General features: G+C 62.1%; 16 protein-coding genes and 1 pseudogene. 11 read left to right on the top strand and 6 right to left on the bottom strand.

Annotated features, from left to right (window positions below):
- The coding region (locus WAW17_RS28435; RefSeq protein WP_422336204.1) for a TetR/AcrR family transcriptional regulator at positions 1-558 on the bottom strand (558 nt) is incomplete at its 3' end.
- A 443-nt stretch (positions 559-1,001) separates the two neighbouring features.
- Here WAW17_RS28435 and WAW17_RS28430 point away from each other — a divergent pair.
- From WAW17_RS28430 to WAW17_RS28380, 11 genes are all read left to right on the top strand, one after another.
- Positions 1,002-2,114: a hypothetical protein gene (locus WAW17_RS28430; protein WP_422336203.1), complete on the top strand. Its 1,113-nt coding sequence runs from the start codon at positions 1,002-1,004 to the stop codon at positions 2,112-2,114.
- Positions 2,111-3,277, top strand: a complete 1,167-nt coding sequence (locus WAW17_RS28425) for a thiolase family protein (protein WP_422336202.1) — start codon at positions 2,111-2,113, stop codon at positions 3,275-3,277. The genes WAW17_RS28430 and WAW17_RS28425 overlap by 4 nt, the downstream gene beginning before the upstream one ends.
- A 44-nt stretch (positions 3,278-3,321) precedes the next feature.
- A complete protein-coding gene (locus WAW17_RS28420; RefSeq protein ID WP_422336201.1) occupies positions 3,322-3,798 on the top strand; it encodes a Zn-ribbon domain-containing OB-fold protein in 477 nt (158 codons plus the stop codon).
- A gap of 2 nt (positions 3,799-3,800) precedes the next feature.
- Positions 3,801-4,268, top strand: coding sequence for a hypothetical protein (locus WAW17_RS28415; protein WP_422336200.1), 468 nt, complete (start codon positions 3,801-3,803; stop codon positions 4,266-4,268).
- Complete coding sequence (locus WAW17_RS28410) at positions 4,268-4,687, top strand: MaoC family dehydratase (RefSeq protein WP_422336199.1); 420 nt, start codon at positions 4,268-4,270, stop codon at positions 4,685-4,687. Before WAW17_RS28415 ends, WAW17_RS28410 begins: the two co-directional genes overlap by 1 nt.
- Before the next feature lie 8 nt (positions 4,688-4,695).
- The gene (locus WAW17_RS28405; RefSeq protein WP_422336198.1) at positions 4,696-6,255 is read left to right on the top strand and encodes an AMP-binding protein; all 1,560 of its coding nucleotides are present in this window, start codon (positions 4,696-4,698) and stop codon (positions 6,253-6,255) included.
- Entirely contained in the window at positions 6,252-6,626 is a 375-nt protein-coding gene (locus tag WAW17_RS28400) for a Zn-ribbon domain-containing OB-fold protein (protein WP_422336197.1), read from the top strand. The genes WAW17_RS28405 and WAW17_RS28400 overlap by 4 nt, the downstream gene beginning before the upstream one ends.
- A 29-nt stretch (positions 6,627-6,655) precedes the next feature.
- A complete protein-coding gene (locus WAW17_RS28395; RefSeq protein WP_422336196.1) occupies positions 6,656-7,780 on the top strand; it encodes a thiolase family protein in 1,125 nt (374 codons plus the stop codon).
- 56 nt (positions 7,781-7,836) lie between these two features.
- A complete protein-coding gene (locus tag WAW17_RS28390; RefSeq protein WP_422336195.1) occupies positions 7,837-8,841 on the top strand; it encodes a TIGR03617 family F420-dependent LLM class oxidoreductase in 1,005 nt (334 codons plus the stop codon).
- Positions 8,842-10,008: 1,167 nt separating this feature from the next.
- Positions 10,009-10,599, top strand: coding sequence for a TetR/AcrR family transcriptional regulator (locus WAW17_RS28385; protein WP_422336194.1), 591 nt, complete (start codon positions 10,009-10,011; stop codon positions 10,597-10,599).
- 153 nt (positions 10,600-10,752) lie between these two features.
- Positions 10,753-12,522, top strand: coding sequence for a sigma-54-dependent Fis family transcriptional regulator (locus WAW17_RS28380; RefSeq protein WP_422336193.1), 1,770 nt, complete (start codon positions 10,753-10,755; stop codon positions 12,520-12,522).
- Positions 12,523-12,596: 74 nt separating this feature from the next.
- On the opposite strand, the gene WAW17_RS28375 is transcribed toward WAW17_RS28380, so the two are convergent.
- From WAW17_RS28375 to WAW17_RS28355, 5 genes and pseudogenes are all read right to left on the bottom strand, one after another.
- On the bottom strand, positions 12,597-12,731 hold the full coding sequence (locus WAW17_RS28375) for a hypothetical protein (protein WP_422336192.1): 135 nt from the start codon (positions 12,729-12,731) through the stop codon (positions 12,597-12,599).
- The gene (locus WAW17_RS28370; RefSeq protein WP_422336191.1) at positions 12,732-13,565 is read right to left on the bottom strand and encodes a mycofactocin-coupled SDR family oxidoreductase; all 834 of its coding nucleotides are present in this window, start codon (positions 13,563-13,565) and stop codon (positions 12,732-12,734) included.
- Positions 13,566-13,709: 144 nt separating this feature from the next.
- Positions 13,710-14,489, bottom strand: coding sequence for an SDR family NAD(P)-dependent oxidoreductase (locus WAW17_RS28365; RefSeq protein WP_422336190.1), 780 nt, complete (start codon positions 14,487-14,489; stop codon positions 13,710-13,712).
- A complete protein-coding gene (locus tag WAW17_RS28360; RefSeq protein ID WP_422336189.1) occupies positions 14,482-15,375 on the bottom strand; it encodes an MBL fold metallo-hydrolase in 894 nt (297 codons plus the stop codon). The genes WAW17_RS28365 and WAW17_RS28360 overlap by 8 nt, the downstream gene beginning before the upstream one ends.
- 57 nt (positions 15,376-15,432) lie before the next feature.
- Positions 15,433-16,217 (bottom strand): annotated as a pseudogene (locus tag WAW17_RS28355) (cyclohexanone monooxygenase); the annotation flags it as partial.

Below are 16,217 nucleotides of genomic sequence, written 5' to 3'. Positions count from 1 at the left end.
GGAATCGCGAAGGGCGGCTGCTGTTTCCGCTTCGTCCAGTGTGCTGGTGAAACTCAGCACGGAATGAATGGAACCGATTGCGGAGCGGACGAGCAGACGGGAAAGCTCGGGGCTGATCGAAGGCCGCAGAGCGCACAAGGCGTCTTCCCACAAGGCGACATAGTGACGCTGGCGCCAGCGAAGTCTCAACTGGTCGCTCTCGGGCAGGTTGCGCGCCTCGCGCACATATACCTGACAGAGCGACCGCCGGCGTAGAACCAGTTCAACTTGGTCGTTGACCAGGATTCCCAGTGTGACCTGGGGATTGGGTGAGACGGCCAGCGACTGCTCGGCGCTCGACACCAGATGATCGACCACGCGGTCGAACATTTCGACGAGGATGGCGCCTTTGTTGTCGAAATGTCGATAGATCCCGGATCCCACGATCCCCGCAGCGGAGCCGATGTCGCTCAGACTGACGCTGGGATAACCGTGGTGGGCAATGAGCTCGGCGGCTGCATCGAGTATGCGCTCCCGTCGTTCGGGGTCTCGTATACGCGGGCCTGCGTTCTTCGGCACTGGTGTGGGCTCCTCGTCTTACCGGACTACCGCTGGGTGCAGGCGCCGGCCGGTGCACCGGCGAACCTAGCCCTGCGTCCCGTCCGGCCGGGGTCTGCCCCTTGAGTGTAGATGACCGATCACTAGTTTCCTCTCGTTGCAGCCACGTCGCCGCAGAATCCCAGGAAAAACTGGATGTTTACAAAAAAGAACGCCAGATCTATAGTCGCTAGTGAAAGGTCAATCACTAACTGGATGTGGTTCCGCTCATGCTTCAACTCTTGGGAAGTTGTCCCCGAGGAGCGTCGTCGACCAGGCGGCGAACTGCCGAACGCCACGTTGCACAGTCTCTGGGCGCAACGTGTTGCCCGCGGCAGAGACCGCTCGCCGAACATCCAACGATCGAGAATGCGAGTCAAGAATGACGAAAATGCACAGCGCCCGAACAGGGAGGTCTGGTCCCCATGAACGATGATCTCTATGTAGTAGGTGCGGCCTGGTCGGACGTACCAGATGACACCGATCTGCAACTCGATGAGGCCGTCTTTGCCAGCTGTTCGGAAGCACTCCGAAACGCAGGTATCCGTCGGCATCAGGTCGGATTCTCCGTGACCAGCTCCCTGGACCTGTACGACGCGCGATCGATCTCGAATGCGTTGACCGCTCCCGCCGCGGCGGCCTACCTCGGTGACGAGGTGCGGGTGGAGGGGGACGTCAGCAGCTCGATTATGTTGGCTTCGGCCACCCTTGTTTCTGGCAGCGTTGACTTCGCGATCGTTGTGGCAGTGCATGTTCCAGAGATTGGAAGCGTCGCGGAACAGGATGTGGCCAAGCTCCGCGAGCACGTCAGCAGCTACACCTTCGACTCTCACCTCGATCGACCGGTGGGGATGACCTCCAATGTCACCCTGGGTCTGCATGCAGCGGCTCTGCTCGATGACGGAGCTGTCGACTGGGCCGAAATGACCGAGCGGACCGCCGGCGATATCAACCGCGGCGCCCGGCGATCGCGACCGCGGCGAGGTCCGGTTTCCGCCGCCGATGTTGCACAGTCCCCGATGGCAGTTGCGCCGTTGACCCAATTGATGCTGCCGGCATCATCAGCAGGTGTGGGAGCCTTGATTCTGGGACTCGGTGTGTCGGCCAGGCGCTGCCCGCAACCCTTGGCGCGTTTGACGGGCTGGGGTACGGCAACGAGCCGTAACAGTTCGGACCCGCGATGGCTGTCCGATCCGTGGGAGGCCGCAGGCACCGCACGGAAACGGGCGTATGCGAGAGCCGACATCACCGACCCGGCGTCTCAGGTGGGATCGGTAGAAATGACGGACTTGAGTCCCGCACTGAGCCCGGGCTTACTCAAAGCACTGGACCTCGAGTCACTGCCCGGGGACCGGGTGAACCCCTCAGGTGGGGTGCGCAGCAATTACCCGGGCATTGCGAACGGAATGCTCCGTGTGATCGAGGCGACCGACAATCTCGCATCCGGCATAGAGGGTGCCGCTGTGGTGCACGCCGCGGACGATTTGTGTGGGCTCGTGACCTCGACGAGCAATGTTCTCGTATTGGAGGCACCGTGAAGGATCATGCAGTAATCAGTGGCGTCGGCCTCACCAAGGCCACATCACCACGGCGTCAGGCGATGTCGAAGTACGAGCTGTGCCGGTTGGCCGTCGACCGAGCGATCGAACATTCGGGTGTTTCCCGCGGGGAGATCGACACCGTCATCATCGGTGACATCGCCGGGTTCGAGGCATCGAGTGTTTCGGCCAAGACGATCGCCCCTCATCTCGGACTCTCGCCGATGACGACCGTCATCCCGATCTCGACCGGCGGCACGTCGGGCGGGCACCTGCCGAACCAGGCGGCAACCTTGATCAAGGCGGGATTTGCCGAGCGGGTGCTGTGCGTCGCGCCGAATACGTTCGACGGCCCGGTCGATCTGCAAGCTGTGATCAACACGAACTCTCCGATGATCATGGAGCAGCCGCTCGGTATGGGCGCCTCGCATATGGGTGCGTTCTTTCCTGCCGCGTACCAAGAGACATATGGGGTCAGCGACGAGGATCTGATGCTGGTCGCGAGGAAGAACCGCGCGGATGCCGACTTCAATCCGTACGCGCATGTGAACAGCAGTCTCGATGACAAGCATGCGGATCGGATGATCTCGACACCGCTGCGCCGGGGCATGACGTGCCCGGTGTCCTCGGGGGCCATTGCGTTGGTCGTGACCGCAGAGAGCCTCGCGCGGACAGAATCGCCGAATCCGCTGGTGCGTATCTCCGCGCACGGTTCGATCAGCGACGGATATCTCGGCGGTAAACGTCGCGACTTCTCCAAGTTCGAGGTCGTCGAGATCATGGCCCGCCGGGCATACCGAGAGGCTCAAATCCTCAACCCGATCGAGGATTTCGATGTCGCCGAGGTGTTCAACCCGCTGGCGCCGATGGAATACATGATGATGGAGGCGTTCGGGTTCTGCGAGTACGGGACGGCGCCGTCGCTGGTCAAGGATGGAACCACGCGATTCGGGGGTGCGCTGCCGGTGAACCTGTCGGGCGGCATCGTGTGCACGAACCCGGGGCTCGCGGGTCAAATCGCCCCTGTTGCCCACGTGGCACTGCAGCTGATGGACCAATCGGCTACCCGCCAGGTCGAGGGCGCGAAGCGAGGTCTTGCGCACAGTGCCGGCGGCACCTTCTTCCAGTTCCACACGGTAACCGTTATGGAGCAAGTTGCCTGACGTTGGGCGCACAGCAACTTCATTTCACACCAAAGGATGACACGATGACTCAAACCACCACCACCTCCGACACCTTGATCCACGACGTCCACTGGGAGATCGACTACAAGGTCCGACTCGGCCAGGCTTGGAGCCGCTTCATGCGCGGTCTCCAGAACAAGGAACTGTGGGCCACCCGCACCAACGACGGCGCACGCACATACCTGCCGCCGCAGACCTACGACGAGGCGACATTCGAACCGATCACCGAGTGGGTGCAGGTCGAGCCGGTAGGAACTCTGCGCGCGTCGACGATCGTGTACCAGGGCTTCGAGGGCGGCCCGGCCGCGCCGTACGCAGTCGGTGCGATCGAGATCGACGGCACCGATTCACTTCTCATGCACTTCATCGGCGGAGTCGATCTGACCGATCCCGATGCGGCGCGTGCACAGCTGCGCTCCGGGACACGGGTGCGTGCGGTGTGGGCCGACGAGCGTAATGCGGAAATCACGGACATCGTCCACTTCGCGGTCGAGAGCTGAGCATGCTCGCGGACGAGGGCGTCTTGCTGCTTCCTGACCTTCACGAGCTTCGTGAACGTCTTGTCGGGCTGCGCTTTCCCGATGGAGTAACCGTAGTCCGCGAGCATGAAGCGTGGTTGGGCCACGAGGCCATGCTGGCTCCGGACGTCGACGGAGACCACCTACATCCTTTGTGGCCCCTCATCGTCGGTATGCGGGGTATGGGCACCAGTGTCTCTGAACTCTGTGAGCTGGTCGGGAAGAGATCCGACGACGCCATCATGTTCGGGGAGCTCGAGATCACCCAGGTCACGCCACTCGTAGTGGAGACGGCGTACACGGTGCGCGGCGAGATTCGCGACGTGGTCCGTCGCACAGGTCGACGCGCCGGTGTCTTCGACGTCGTCACCTTCGAGCTCGAGTTGTGCCCACCCTCCGGCCCGGTGGCGGCGACGGTAACCAATTCCTTTGTGTTCGTCAGGAGGACGTGATGTCGACTGCCAGCGTCGGAACCGAGATTCCGCCGGTCCACGTACGGGTGGAAGCGGAGCCGATGAAAGTCTTCACGCTGATCACCGAAGACCCCAACCCCATTCACTGGGATCCGGATGCGGTCCGAGCCGCCGGGTTGGGGGAGCAAGTGATCAACCAAGGAGGGCTCAACGTCGGCTACGTTCTCAATGCAGTGACTGCTTGGACGGGCTCTCGCAGCAGCATTTTAGGTACACGAGTCAGATTTCTCGGAAATGCATTCGCCGGAGATGATCTCGTCGCCGGCGGAGAGGTGGCCAGTGTGGACGAATGCACGACACCTCCCATCGCCACGTTGAATGTGTGGCTTCGCAGAACAGACGGTGCGGAACTGGTGTCCGGAACTGTCTCCGTTCGTCTCCCCGATTCTCGAAAGTGAGACCCCCCATGCGTCAATCCTTACGCGACGCGTTCGATCACTCGTTGAAGCTGAATGCAGACACGGTCGCGATCGAGTTCGATGAGCAGCGCATCACTTATGCAGAACTCGACAACTGGGCTGCCGCAGTCGCTGCGCAATTGGCCGGATTCGGCGTCGGTCCTGGTGATCCGGTCGCGATCTACCTGCACAATTGCCCTGCGTTTTTCGCCGTCGATATCGCGATCGCTCGCCTCGGCGCGGTGAAGGTTCCCCTCAACTACATGCTGCCGATCGGAACGGTCGGACACTGCCTGCAATCGGCCCGCGTCAGGGTCATGGTGACCGGCACACGGTTGGCCGAAGCGGCCCGTTCGGCATCGGCGGATCTACCGGATCTGATCGTGCTCGAAGCAACCGAAGACAGGCTCGCGGTTCCGACTTCCACGAGTGTCCCGATCAGACAACCGGATACAGATGCCAAGGTCGCGTCGGTACCCGATACGAGTAGTGCGGTGACACCGGAAAGTCCTGCAGCTCTGTACTTCACCGGTGGTACTACAGGTCTGCCGAAGGGAGTCCTGCACAGTCAGCAATCGACGCTGGCGCTTCACTACGCTCAACTTCTCGAAGCAGAAATCCTGCAGGACGAGCGACTGCTGTTGATGACACCACTCGCCCACGCGGCAGGCCTGTTCGGTCAATCTGCACTCATTCGAGGCGCGACAATCGTTTTGACAGACGGTTTCGATGCCGAGTCCACGGCACAACTGTTGGCAGACGCCGGCATCACCTGGGTCTTCCTCGTCCCCACGATGATCTATCGACTGATCGATATCCTCGAGGGAAGTGATCGGGATCTGTCGCTTCGCACCATCGTCTACGGTGCGGCGCCTATCGCCCCATCGCGCTTGGAGCAGGCGTTGGCGGTGTTCGGGCAGGTCTTCGTGCAGCTCTACGGGCAGACGGAGTCGCCGAACTGGGGGACCCGGCTGGCAAAGAAGGACCACGACGTGGCCCGGCCACATCTGCTCGGTTCGTGCGGACAGGCCTCGATCATGGCGGATGTAAAGATCATCGATGATTCCGGTCAGTCGCTGGGACCGAACGAAACCGGTGAGATCTGTCTACGGACTCCTTACCTTCTCGATCGGTATGTCGACGCCCCTGAGGCAACCAGCGAGAAGTTCTTGGACGGGTGGATCAGAACCGGTGACATCGGAACGCTCGACGCCGCCGGCTATCTGTATCTCCTCGACCGTAAATCCGACATGGTGATATCGGGGGGAATGAACGTGTATTGCCGCGAAGTCGAAGATGTACTGACCACTCATCCTTCCATCAAGGACGTTGCAGTAATAGGTATTCCACATCCGGACTGGGGCGAGTCCGTCCACGCCGTGGTGGTGCCGGCCGATCACTTCGACGCGCAGGAAGTCATCGACTGGACCCGGGGCCGGCTGGCTGCATACGCACGTCCCAAAACCATCGAGGTCGTGGATTCCCTTCCCGAGACACCCTTCGGGAAAGTGGACAAGAAGGTTCTGCGCGCACCCCATTGGGCCGATCAAGTGCGGGCAATCGGATGAGCACGCCCGCGCTCGGTCCCGATCCGCGACCACAACTGAGTCCCGATTCGCAATCGCCGCAGATCAAGGGGTGGATCTGCGAGAACTGCCGTCATCCACTCGCGTTACCCGCTCCCTGGTGTCCGCTGTGCCGAGGCGCTCTCCACGATGCGCAGTGGGGGCCGTCGGGACGGGTCTGGTCCTCCACCGTGCTTCGGGTGCCGCTCCCCGGCAGGACACCACCTCTGATACTCGCCTATGTGGATCTGGACGACGGTCCCCGTGTCCTCGGACATGTTTCGAGCGAGGTGGTCGAACGATTGCATGTAGGTGAGCGCGTCACGCTTGTCGGCCCGTCGCCCGACGGCGATTTGCTGTTCGCCACCGTATGAGTTGAGAACCAACAGGAAGGATCCACGCTATGGACGCATTCATCAGGGGCGTAGGCACCTCGCTCTTCGGTAAACAACCCGAGCTCACCGCATCGGAACTGATCTGGGCGGCAGTGACGGAGGCGCTTGCAGACGCCGAGCTCGAGCTGCCCGAAGCCGTCTATGTCGGTACGTGCTTCGGCGAGCCCGGCATTGCTCAGCGCGCGCTGCACCGCATGGGCATCACCGGTTTGCCTATCACTGTTATGGAAAACGCCTGTGCGAGTTCGACTCACGCGTTTCACGAGGCAAGTTCGGCAGTGGACTCAGGTCGATACTCCAACGTGCTTGTCGTCGGGGTCGAACACTTGACGTCGCGTTTCTCCGGGGCAATTCCGGTGGATCCGCGCGACTTCGAGGGCAGGGCAGGCCTCGGTCTTCCTGCCCTGTATGCGATGTCGGCTGCACGGTACCAAGACCGGTACGGTGTCACGCCCGAAGAGCTCGCGGCGATCTCGGTGAAGAATCACGCACACGGAATGCACAATCCCCGTGCACAACACCGTGCTCCTGTCACGATCGAGCAGGTACTGGATTCACGGATGATCTCCGATCCGCTGACGCTTCTGCAGTGCTGTGCGATCGCGGACGGCGCCGGGGCAGTCGTCGTGGGCAATACCAGACGCTCGTCGCGGGACATCAAGGTCCGCGGAAGTGCGATGCAAACCGGTGGACTGTGGAACCACGAAACCGAGAACGTGTGGGGCCACGATCTGATCGCGGCAACCGCAGCAAGTGCCTACGATGCAGCGGGAGTAGGGATCGCGGACATCGACGTCATCGAGCTTCACGATGCTTTCACCATCGGTGAGATCGTCACGACCGAGGCCCTCGGCATGGCGCCGCTCGGTAAAGGGGCATCGCTGGCCACCAGTGGCCACACGGCGCTCGGAGGAGCGCAACCGGTCAACCCCTCCGGAGGCTTGCTCTCACGTGGTCATCCGCTCGGGGCCACCGGAACCGCGCAAGTCGCCGAACTCGTGTGGCAACTACGCGGTGAAGCCGGTGAACGCCAGGTCCCCGGCGCGCGGTTGGGACTGTTGGAGACGATGGGTGGCGGAGCCGGTGGTGTCGACGGAAATGCCTGTGTTGTCTCGGTGCTCGAGGGCAACTGAGGCTGCGCGACCATCGATCAGAGACTCCGGAGAACCGACACGTGATATTCGACGCGATGCTGCCCGACACCGTGGACAGCGCAGATGACAGTGCCGTACAGGAAAGTGCAGGTTTTCGGACGACGTGGACGACCGAGACGTCCCATGATCCGTTCATTCAACTCACTCTCGCCGCCGAACGAACGTCGACGATCGGCCTCGGCACTGCAGTTGCGATTGCTTTCGCCCGAAATCCGATGTCGACGGCGCTGACCGCGAACCACCTTCATCACGTCTCGGGTGGAAGGCTTTTGCTCGGCTTGGGCACCCAGGTGAAGGCGCATATCGAACGGCGCTTCAGCATGCCGTGGAGCCATCCGGCTGCGAGGATGCGTGAATATGTACTGGCGCTGAGGGCGATCTGGAACTGCTGGAATTCGGAAGAGGCGCTCGTGTTCGACGGGCGTTTCTACAAGCATTCGCTCATGCCGCCGCTCTTCGATCCCGGCCTCAATCCTTTCGGCGCGCCCCCGGTGTTCGTTGCAGGAGTGGGTGAACGCATGGCTGCTGTGGCCGGTGAGGTTGCCGACGGGTTCCTGGCTCCGCCGTTGGCGACGACCGCCTATCTCCGCCAGGTGCTGCTACCTGCTGTAGCAGTGGGAAGTGCACGATCGAACGACGCAGTGACCTCAGCCTTCCAGACGTGCGCCATGCCGTTGGTCGCAACCGGTGGTGGTCCGGCTGAGATGGATGCAGCGATCGAGGCGACTCGCGCGCGCCTCGCGTTCTACGCGTCGACGCCGGCCTACCGCACCATCCTGCAACTGCATGGATGGGCCCACGTAAGTGAACAGTTGGGTGACTGCGCCAAGCGGCACGACTGGTCGGCAATGCCGCAGCTCATCACAGACACGATGCTCGATACGTTTGCCACCGTTGCGCCTCCGGGAGAGGTGACAATGGCTCTTCGCAAGCGATACGAGGGGATAGCGGACCGAGCGATCATGTATCCCGTACGACCGTGGTCGGCGGCGCTGACTGCCGAGGTGCTTCGATCGCCGATGGGCGCCGAGTCGAGCTGACTATCGTTGTATTGCCCTTTATCGCGCGCGCACCGGCCGCGGTTCGGATCGTGGTGTCCCACACCTATCGCCCTCACGCGCCACTTGGGTCGAGCCACCGGATCTGCCCACCATCGGCGCCGTCGGACTGTCGACGACGCCGATGGTGTCGGCTTCGCGCTTGGCGACCAAACATCTCTCGCGGTATCCGGAGCAACGGTGAACTTTGGTCCCAATTGTTGGCCTGGTGGAGTAAACGCCTGATCGACGAGGGCCTGAGCCGGTATTGCACCGGGCGCAGGCCCTCGAACTTTGGGGAGATGCGCTCGGCTCGGTGCTGTACCAGTGGATCTACTCGTACAGCGCAGCGGTCGGTGCTCGAACACGGCGCGGTCGAGGAAGTCGCCCCCGCGCGACACAGATTTGGGGTTGCGCCGGCGTCGGCGTCAGCGAGTAGCCGTGAGGACCGATGCTGATACTGCAAAGCCCCGGCCCCTGTTCCAGCGGGCTGTACCCGTCGTCCGAGTGTTGTGATGGCAACATGCAGGGATCTGTGGGTCAGCTGCAGCTTCGGTGAAGTGCCGACCGAAATAGGTCTCGAGCAAGGCCTGCGTCTCCACTGTCCATTCGGTGTCGTGCAACTCCTCGAGGGCGGAAGCGGCCCTGCCGGCGTTGGGCATGGCCGAACACGCCGCCGATCGTGGTCTCGAACTCGGCGTGTAGGTCGGGAGCATCGAGGCAGGCCTGCGGGTAGAAGAACGTCGAACGCGCAGACTGGTCGGTCTCCCACGCCGTGCTCGAATGTCGTTATCCCGGTCTCGGAACTGATTTCTCGGTCCAACTCCCGGGGAGCAGTTCACGGCGAAGTCCTTCGGATCTGAACGGCGTGTTCTCACACCGTGACGGAACCGTCCTCGCGGTCGCGTGGGCTCTCGCAAGAAGACGCAGCCCATCATCGCGTGTCATGCACGAGATGCCGGAGCGTCCGGAACCTTGTCCGAGCGTTAGGCGTGCATGACGAGCGTCGCAGTACATGGCAGCAAGCCGATTAGTCAACAGTCATTCACTTGCCTTCGTATCGCTATCGCCACGGTCAACTGCGAGGCGCGGCTGCTGCGGGGCCGGCAGGTCGGCCGCCTGTAGCGCCGGGTTGAGAATTGGCGGCCGGTAGCGGTTACCGTAGGGAACATGACGGTCGAACCGGAGACCCCACGACGCGTGCGACTCGATGCCGACGACCGGCGCGAACAGTTGATTCTGGTTGCGATGAGACTATTCGCCGGCAAGCCGTATGACCGTGTCTCGACCGCTGACATCACCGAAGCGGCGGGTACCACACGTACGAATCTCAACTATCACTTCGGGAACAAGCGGAATCTGTACGTGGAAGCGCTCCGGCGCTTCGCGACGTTGCCGTCGACGTTGCCCCGTGACGTCCGAGCAGCCACAGTCGAAGACAGTGTGGACCGCCTGTTCGGGCGGTGGCTCGACTTCGTCGAGTGCAATCACGAAGCATTCATGGCGCTCTACTACGCACAGCGGTCGACCGCGGGGGACGACGTCAAGATGCTGCTGGAAACGGCTCTCGCCGCCTGGGAGGATCGATTGCTCTCTGTTCTGCGGCTGCCTGCGGAGGATGTCGTCGTGCGTGCACGAGTCCGCGCGTTCCAGGCAATGGTCGGTGTCGCGACCCAGGAATGGCTCGAGCATCGCGTGCTGTCGAAGGTGCAGGTCAAGGACTTGCTGACACGGACATTGCTCGAACTCGGTCGGTTGTAGTTCGACGTCCGCTTCGGTTTCACATGCTGCCCTTCCCGTGCGCCCGAGCGTGGGTCCGCTACCTATTGACATCGACGTCAGTAGAGCTCAGACTTGTGGACTAGGTCACATATGGATGCACAGAGGTGTGCAACGCTTCAGGAAAGGGAGCTGATGACGATCGACGACGCCACACGGACTGTTCTGCGGGCCCGCGAAAGCGTTTTCTCGTCACCTTCCGTCCTTGCTGGTGTGGCAGGCGTGCGACCGCAGATCCTCGATTCGTGGCGGCGGTCCCTGTCGTACGGACTCGACCCGGAACGATGCGTGCCCAAGCGTTCCCCCTCTCCTGACTCCAGTGCACTTCTCCGCAGATTTGCCGGCATCGTCATTGAAAGCAAGGGCGCTGCGATGGCACAGTCGAACTGCAGCGTGGCGATCACCGATCTGGACGGACGCCTGTTGAATCGTTGGGTGACCGACGGGAGCTTCGCCGCCACTCTGGACCAAAAGCTGATCGTTCCTGAATTCTCGGTCGCCGAGGGCGCTACCGGCACGGGTAGCAGCAGCATCGTCTTGGAGACGGGTCAGCCGGCGGCGGTTGCAGGTCCGGAGCACTTCAACGGTGACTGGATCGGTTTCACGTGCGCAGGAGCCCCGATCAGGCACCCGATTACTCGCCGGCTGATCGGATCCCTCAACCTCACGGTCCGGCATTCCGACACCAGTCCTGTTCTGTTGTCGTGGGTCACGGATATGGCGGCCGACATCGAACGCGCAATGCTGGACAACGCATCGACGGAAGAAAAACTCCTCCTGACTGCGTACATGAAGGCGAAGCGGGACGCCCGCCACCCGGTTGTGTGCCTGAACGGCCGCACCGTAATCAGCAATGCACCCGCAGCCCGCATGCTCGGTCCCGCCGACCAAGGGCTCGTGTGGGAGGTTGCGTCGAAATTCCTGCGAAACGAGTACGAGAGCGCCGCGCTCACCCTCACCGACGGATCGTCGGTCAGGGTAGATGTGACCGCGGTGTCGGACGGGGCCACGCCGATAGGGGCGGTCGTTCGGCTTACACCCGAGGACCGCACCGACGGGGCCATCTCTATGCCGTCGAGCCCCCCGGCAGCCCTGCCGGGTTTGGTCGGTGCGAGTAGTGTATGGCGCCGGCTATGCGTCCGGACCACGACGATCACGGCCTCGCCCACCCTGGTGATCGGTGAGGCCGGCGCCGGCAAAATGGCGGTCGCCTCCGCCCTGGGTGGGCAGGCTCCCACTGTGGTCGACGCGGAGAAAAACCATTCCACTCAGGAACAATGGCTCGACGACGTCCGCACGGCATGCCAATCGGGTGCCACACATGTCGTCCTGCGTCACCTGAACTGCTTGGACGCGTCTTGGGCCAGGTCGACTGCGCGACTTCTCGAAGAGGCGCGCGATCGGGGTCTCAGGGTAAGCGCAACATTCACGAGACAGACAGCCGATAGCTCGACGACCCCGCTGCTCGACTGGTTTGATGAAATCTTGGAAGTCCCACCGCTTTCGGACCGAATGGACGATATGGGACTTCTCCTCGAGAGCCTTACCGCCCGTCACGGGTCAGCAGGCCGCCGTGTCCGCTGGTCGCCCGATGCTGTGCAGGTGATGACTCGCATCGTGTGGCCGAGGAACGTGGTGTCGCTGGAAAGTGCAGTGCGAGAAATACTTTCGACACACACGAAGCCGACCATTGGTGCATCGGACCTGCCCGCCGATCTGCGTGCCCGTGCGAGTCGCCGTACTCTCGTCGGCCTCGAGCAAATCGAGGCGAAAGCAATCATCGAAGCGCTGCGAAATGCCGATGGCAACAAGCGACTCGCCGCCGACGCTCTCGGTATCGCGCGGTCGACGTTGTACCGCAAAGTTCGCGTACTCGGAATCGATTTGAGCGCATCGAACTACTGACCCTGACGGTCCTGGCAGCGGTTCCTGCAGTATCTTGCAGTGGCGCTGCCCGTCCGTGTATGTCATGCGACAAGCTACTTCGTTCCGTGGGTGCCCACGAAACATTGCAGCGACCTGGTCGAATACGCATCCTTGCCGCGGGCCGACTCCTGGTCGTCCATGTCCGAGTGAACTCCCAGTTGCAGCCCGCGGCCTGAAGTCGATCCCATTCACTTCACGAGAAGTCCCGCATCTACCGGCAATGTCGCACCGGTGATATAACGCGCTTCGTCGGATGCAAGGAACAGGACGGCATTGCTCACATCGATCGGATCAACCCACGGAATCGGCAACAGATTGACCGACTGCGAGGCGGGCTCGAAATCTGCTCGAGTCGGGCTCTCCAGATCGGGTCGAAAGATCCGATACGTGCCGTCGTTCTGAATCATCGGTGTGTCGACCTGTGTGGGGTGTACTGAGTTGACGCGGATCCTATGCTCGGCGAGTTCCTGGGCGAGGGTCCTCATCAATCCCACGACGCCGTGTTTGGATGCGGAGTAGTGGGCGACGCTCTGCATGCCCTTCAAGCCGGCCACCGAACTGGTGAAGATGATCGAGCCACCTCGACCGCCCTCGATGAGATGCGGCACCGTTGCCACAGCGGTGTTCCAGGCGCCGGTGAGGTTGACGTCGATCAATTGCTGCCACGAATCGGCCGGAATTTCGTGCGTGCGGTGAGGTAGTGGTGCTATGGCGGCGTTTACCGACACAATATCGAGGCGTCCCAAGTCCGCTACCGCACAGGCGATATCGGACTTGAGTGCCTCGAGGTTCCGGACATCGATCGCAAGTGTGATGATTCGTTTGTCGAGAGATTCGACCTGGCTAGCGGTTTCGGCAAGTTCTTCAGCTGTGCCCATCGGATAGTACACGTTCCGGATGGCATCGGGCACATCGATCGCGATGATGTCGGCGCCCTCCTCGGCCAGACGGATTGCGTGCGCGCGGCCCTGCCCACGTGCAGCACCGGTAATGAGAGCAACTTTTCCTTCGACACGGCCCATGTACGTACTCCTTTGCTGTGCTGTCTTGTTGTCCGAGTCACCAGATTCCGACGCTGTCTGCCCCGGCTCTGGTAGATCCCGCTACGCGGGCCGGTGCAGAGCCGGGCAAGTGACAGTTCACCCGCCACCTCCGCATCGACGTCACTATTGAGCGGTGTAGCCACCATCCACGGCGATCTCTGCCCCGGTCACATACCGTGCGTCGTCCGAGGCGAGGTAGAGCGCGGCTTGGGCAATGTCGTTCGGTTCGCCGAGTCGCCCCATCGGGATGCCGTCGAGGAGTACCTGGAACGCTTGCGGGTTCTTCTCCTGCACTGGGGAGACGATGTCCGAGTGGACAATTCCGGGGCAGATGGCGTTGCAGCGAATTCCGTCCTGCGCCGTTTCGAGTGCGACAACTTTCGTCAGCGTCCGGATGCCGCCCTTGCTCGACCCGTAAGGCGAGCTGTAACGCATCCCGACGATCCCGCTGATCGAAGCGATGTTCACGATAGCCCCACCGCGGCCGCTGCGTTTCATCTCGCGAACAGCGTGCTTGCAACCGAGCCATGTACCGCCCAGGTTCGTGTCGACGACCGAGCGGTAGGTTTCGTAACTCATCTCGTCGATCGGGTCGCGGCGGGTGATCCCAGCGTTGTTGACGAGGATGTCGACCGAGCCGAATCTCGCCCGAGCTGCATCGAACGTGGCGATCCAATCGGACTCTTCCTGCACATTCTGCCGCATCACCTCCACTTGGGAGCCGTCCGGGAAATCCTCGAGCCGGTCCTTCACGGCGGGCGAGATGTCGGTAAGCATGACTGCCGCGCCTTCCTGCGCGAACAATCTTGCGGTGGCGAAACCCAACCCGGCTGCAGAGGCACCACCTGTAACGATTGCCACCTTGCCGGCGAGCCGGCCGCTCTGCGATGTCTGCTCAGCCACGGATGTCCTCCCATACCCGCTTGTTGCCGTCGCGCACTACGTGTCCCCAGCGGAGTCCTGGGAAATGACCTCCGGCAGCGGGGATTTTCTCGTCCCACATACGTTGGCGGAACCGCTCGACAGCGGCGTGGGCGCGGTCGTGGTCGGTATGGCTGATGAAGTTCCACTGACCGCGATCGTTGTCGTCGACCAACTCGGGCTGTGCATGCACCAGATCGCCGAGCAGCAGGCCGCGCTCACGCTGGGAGCGCAGTTCGAGAACGACCTGTCCCGGGGTGTGCCCGCTCCCGTCGAGGGCAACGACACCGGGTAGTAACTCCAGCTCTTCGTCAGCCTGAAAAAACTTGGTCTGCCCGGCAATCGGTCGCAGTCGGACGGCGGGGGCATCGTTCTCCGGGTGGCAGAAGTTGGCCGACAGCTCGAGCCGCTCCATACTCTTGTCGACCTCCTCGTCGGTGAAACCGAAGTCTGGAGCCAGGAACCAGTTCCAGTCGCGTTGATCGATGTGGTAAGTCGCGTTCGGGAAGTACGGTTTCCCGTCCACACTTGCCCAGCCGATGTGGTCGAAGTGAAGGTGCGTGAAGATCACGTCGGTCACGTCGGCGCGATCGAGGCCGGTCGCGGCAAGTGAGGACCGGAAGCCGCCTCCGGCGAACGGCCACTTGGGCTGCGGGCCTGCACCGCCGTCGACGACGATGATTCGATCGCCCGCCCGCACCAGGTAGCCGCCGAGCGTGTTGAGGTGCTGGCACTGGTGGAATACCGGCTCGAGCAGGTTGCTGTACGGATCCCAATCGGATTCTTTCAGATTGGGATAGAAGGCGTTTCCAGGTACGACCGCCTCGCCGTCGATCAACGGCGTGATCTCGATGTCACCGATTTTCATGTTGTGTTCCCTTGGTGGTTGTGTTTCGTTCTCACGCGCTGGCAGCGTGCGGTTACGTCAGTTCGCGTCGGCCTTCACGTCCGCGGCCGGGGTGAGCTGTGCGTTGGAAGTAGTCGAGTACCGGTAGTGCTCAAAGCCTCCCGCTGCCTCCGCCTTCACTGAGGCGGCCCAGTTCGGGAATCCGCCGAAGTTCATCGCGACGCCGAGAGTCTTGCCTTCCACGTTTGTTCCGAGCCACCATGCGCGCAGTTTGGCGCCGGCGGGGAAGATGGTGGCGTTGTAGAACGCGTGGAGCAGGTTGTTGTATTCCTCTACGGCCTCGGGTGCAACCTCGACGCGAGTCTGGTTCTTGTCTCGGAGTTGCGAGATGGCTTCTCCGATGGTCTGTGCCGCGGGTTCGATCATCGCCGGTGCGTTTGCGAACGGGATCTGGGGCCCGGCGATCATGAAGAAGTTCGGGAATTCGTCCACTGTCATCGCCAGGTGTGTGCGTGGACCGTCCTGCCACTTCTCGGCGAGGCGGCGTCCGCCCCGGCCGCGAATGTCGATGCGAGTCAGCGCACCGGTCAGGGCGTCGAATCCGGTCGCGAAGATGATGATGTCGAATTCCAGCTCGGTGCCGTCTGCCAGTCGGATTCCGGTCTCTGTGACGTCGTCGATCGCATTGGAGCTGACGTCGACGAGATCGACGTTGTCGCGGTTGAACGTCTCGTAGTAGAAGTTCCCCAGCGGGGGACGCTTTGCTCCGAACGGGTGGTCCGATTTCGGGCAGAGCAACTCCGCCGTGGCGGGGTCCTTCACGATCGTGCGAATCTTGTTGCGGATGAAGTCCGACACTGCCG

Origin of the sequence: Rhodococcus sp. (in: high G+C Gram-positive bacteria), assembly GCF_049286785.1 — a bacterium.
Classification (GTDB): Bacteria; Actinomycetota; Actinomycetes; order Mycobacteriales; family Mycobacteriaceae; genus Rhodococcus_F.
This window is presented reverse-complemented; position numbering and strand designations above follow the sequence as displayed.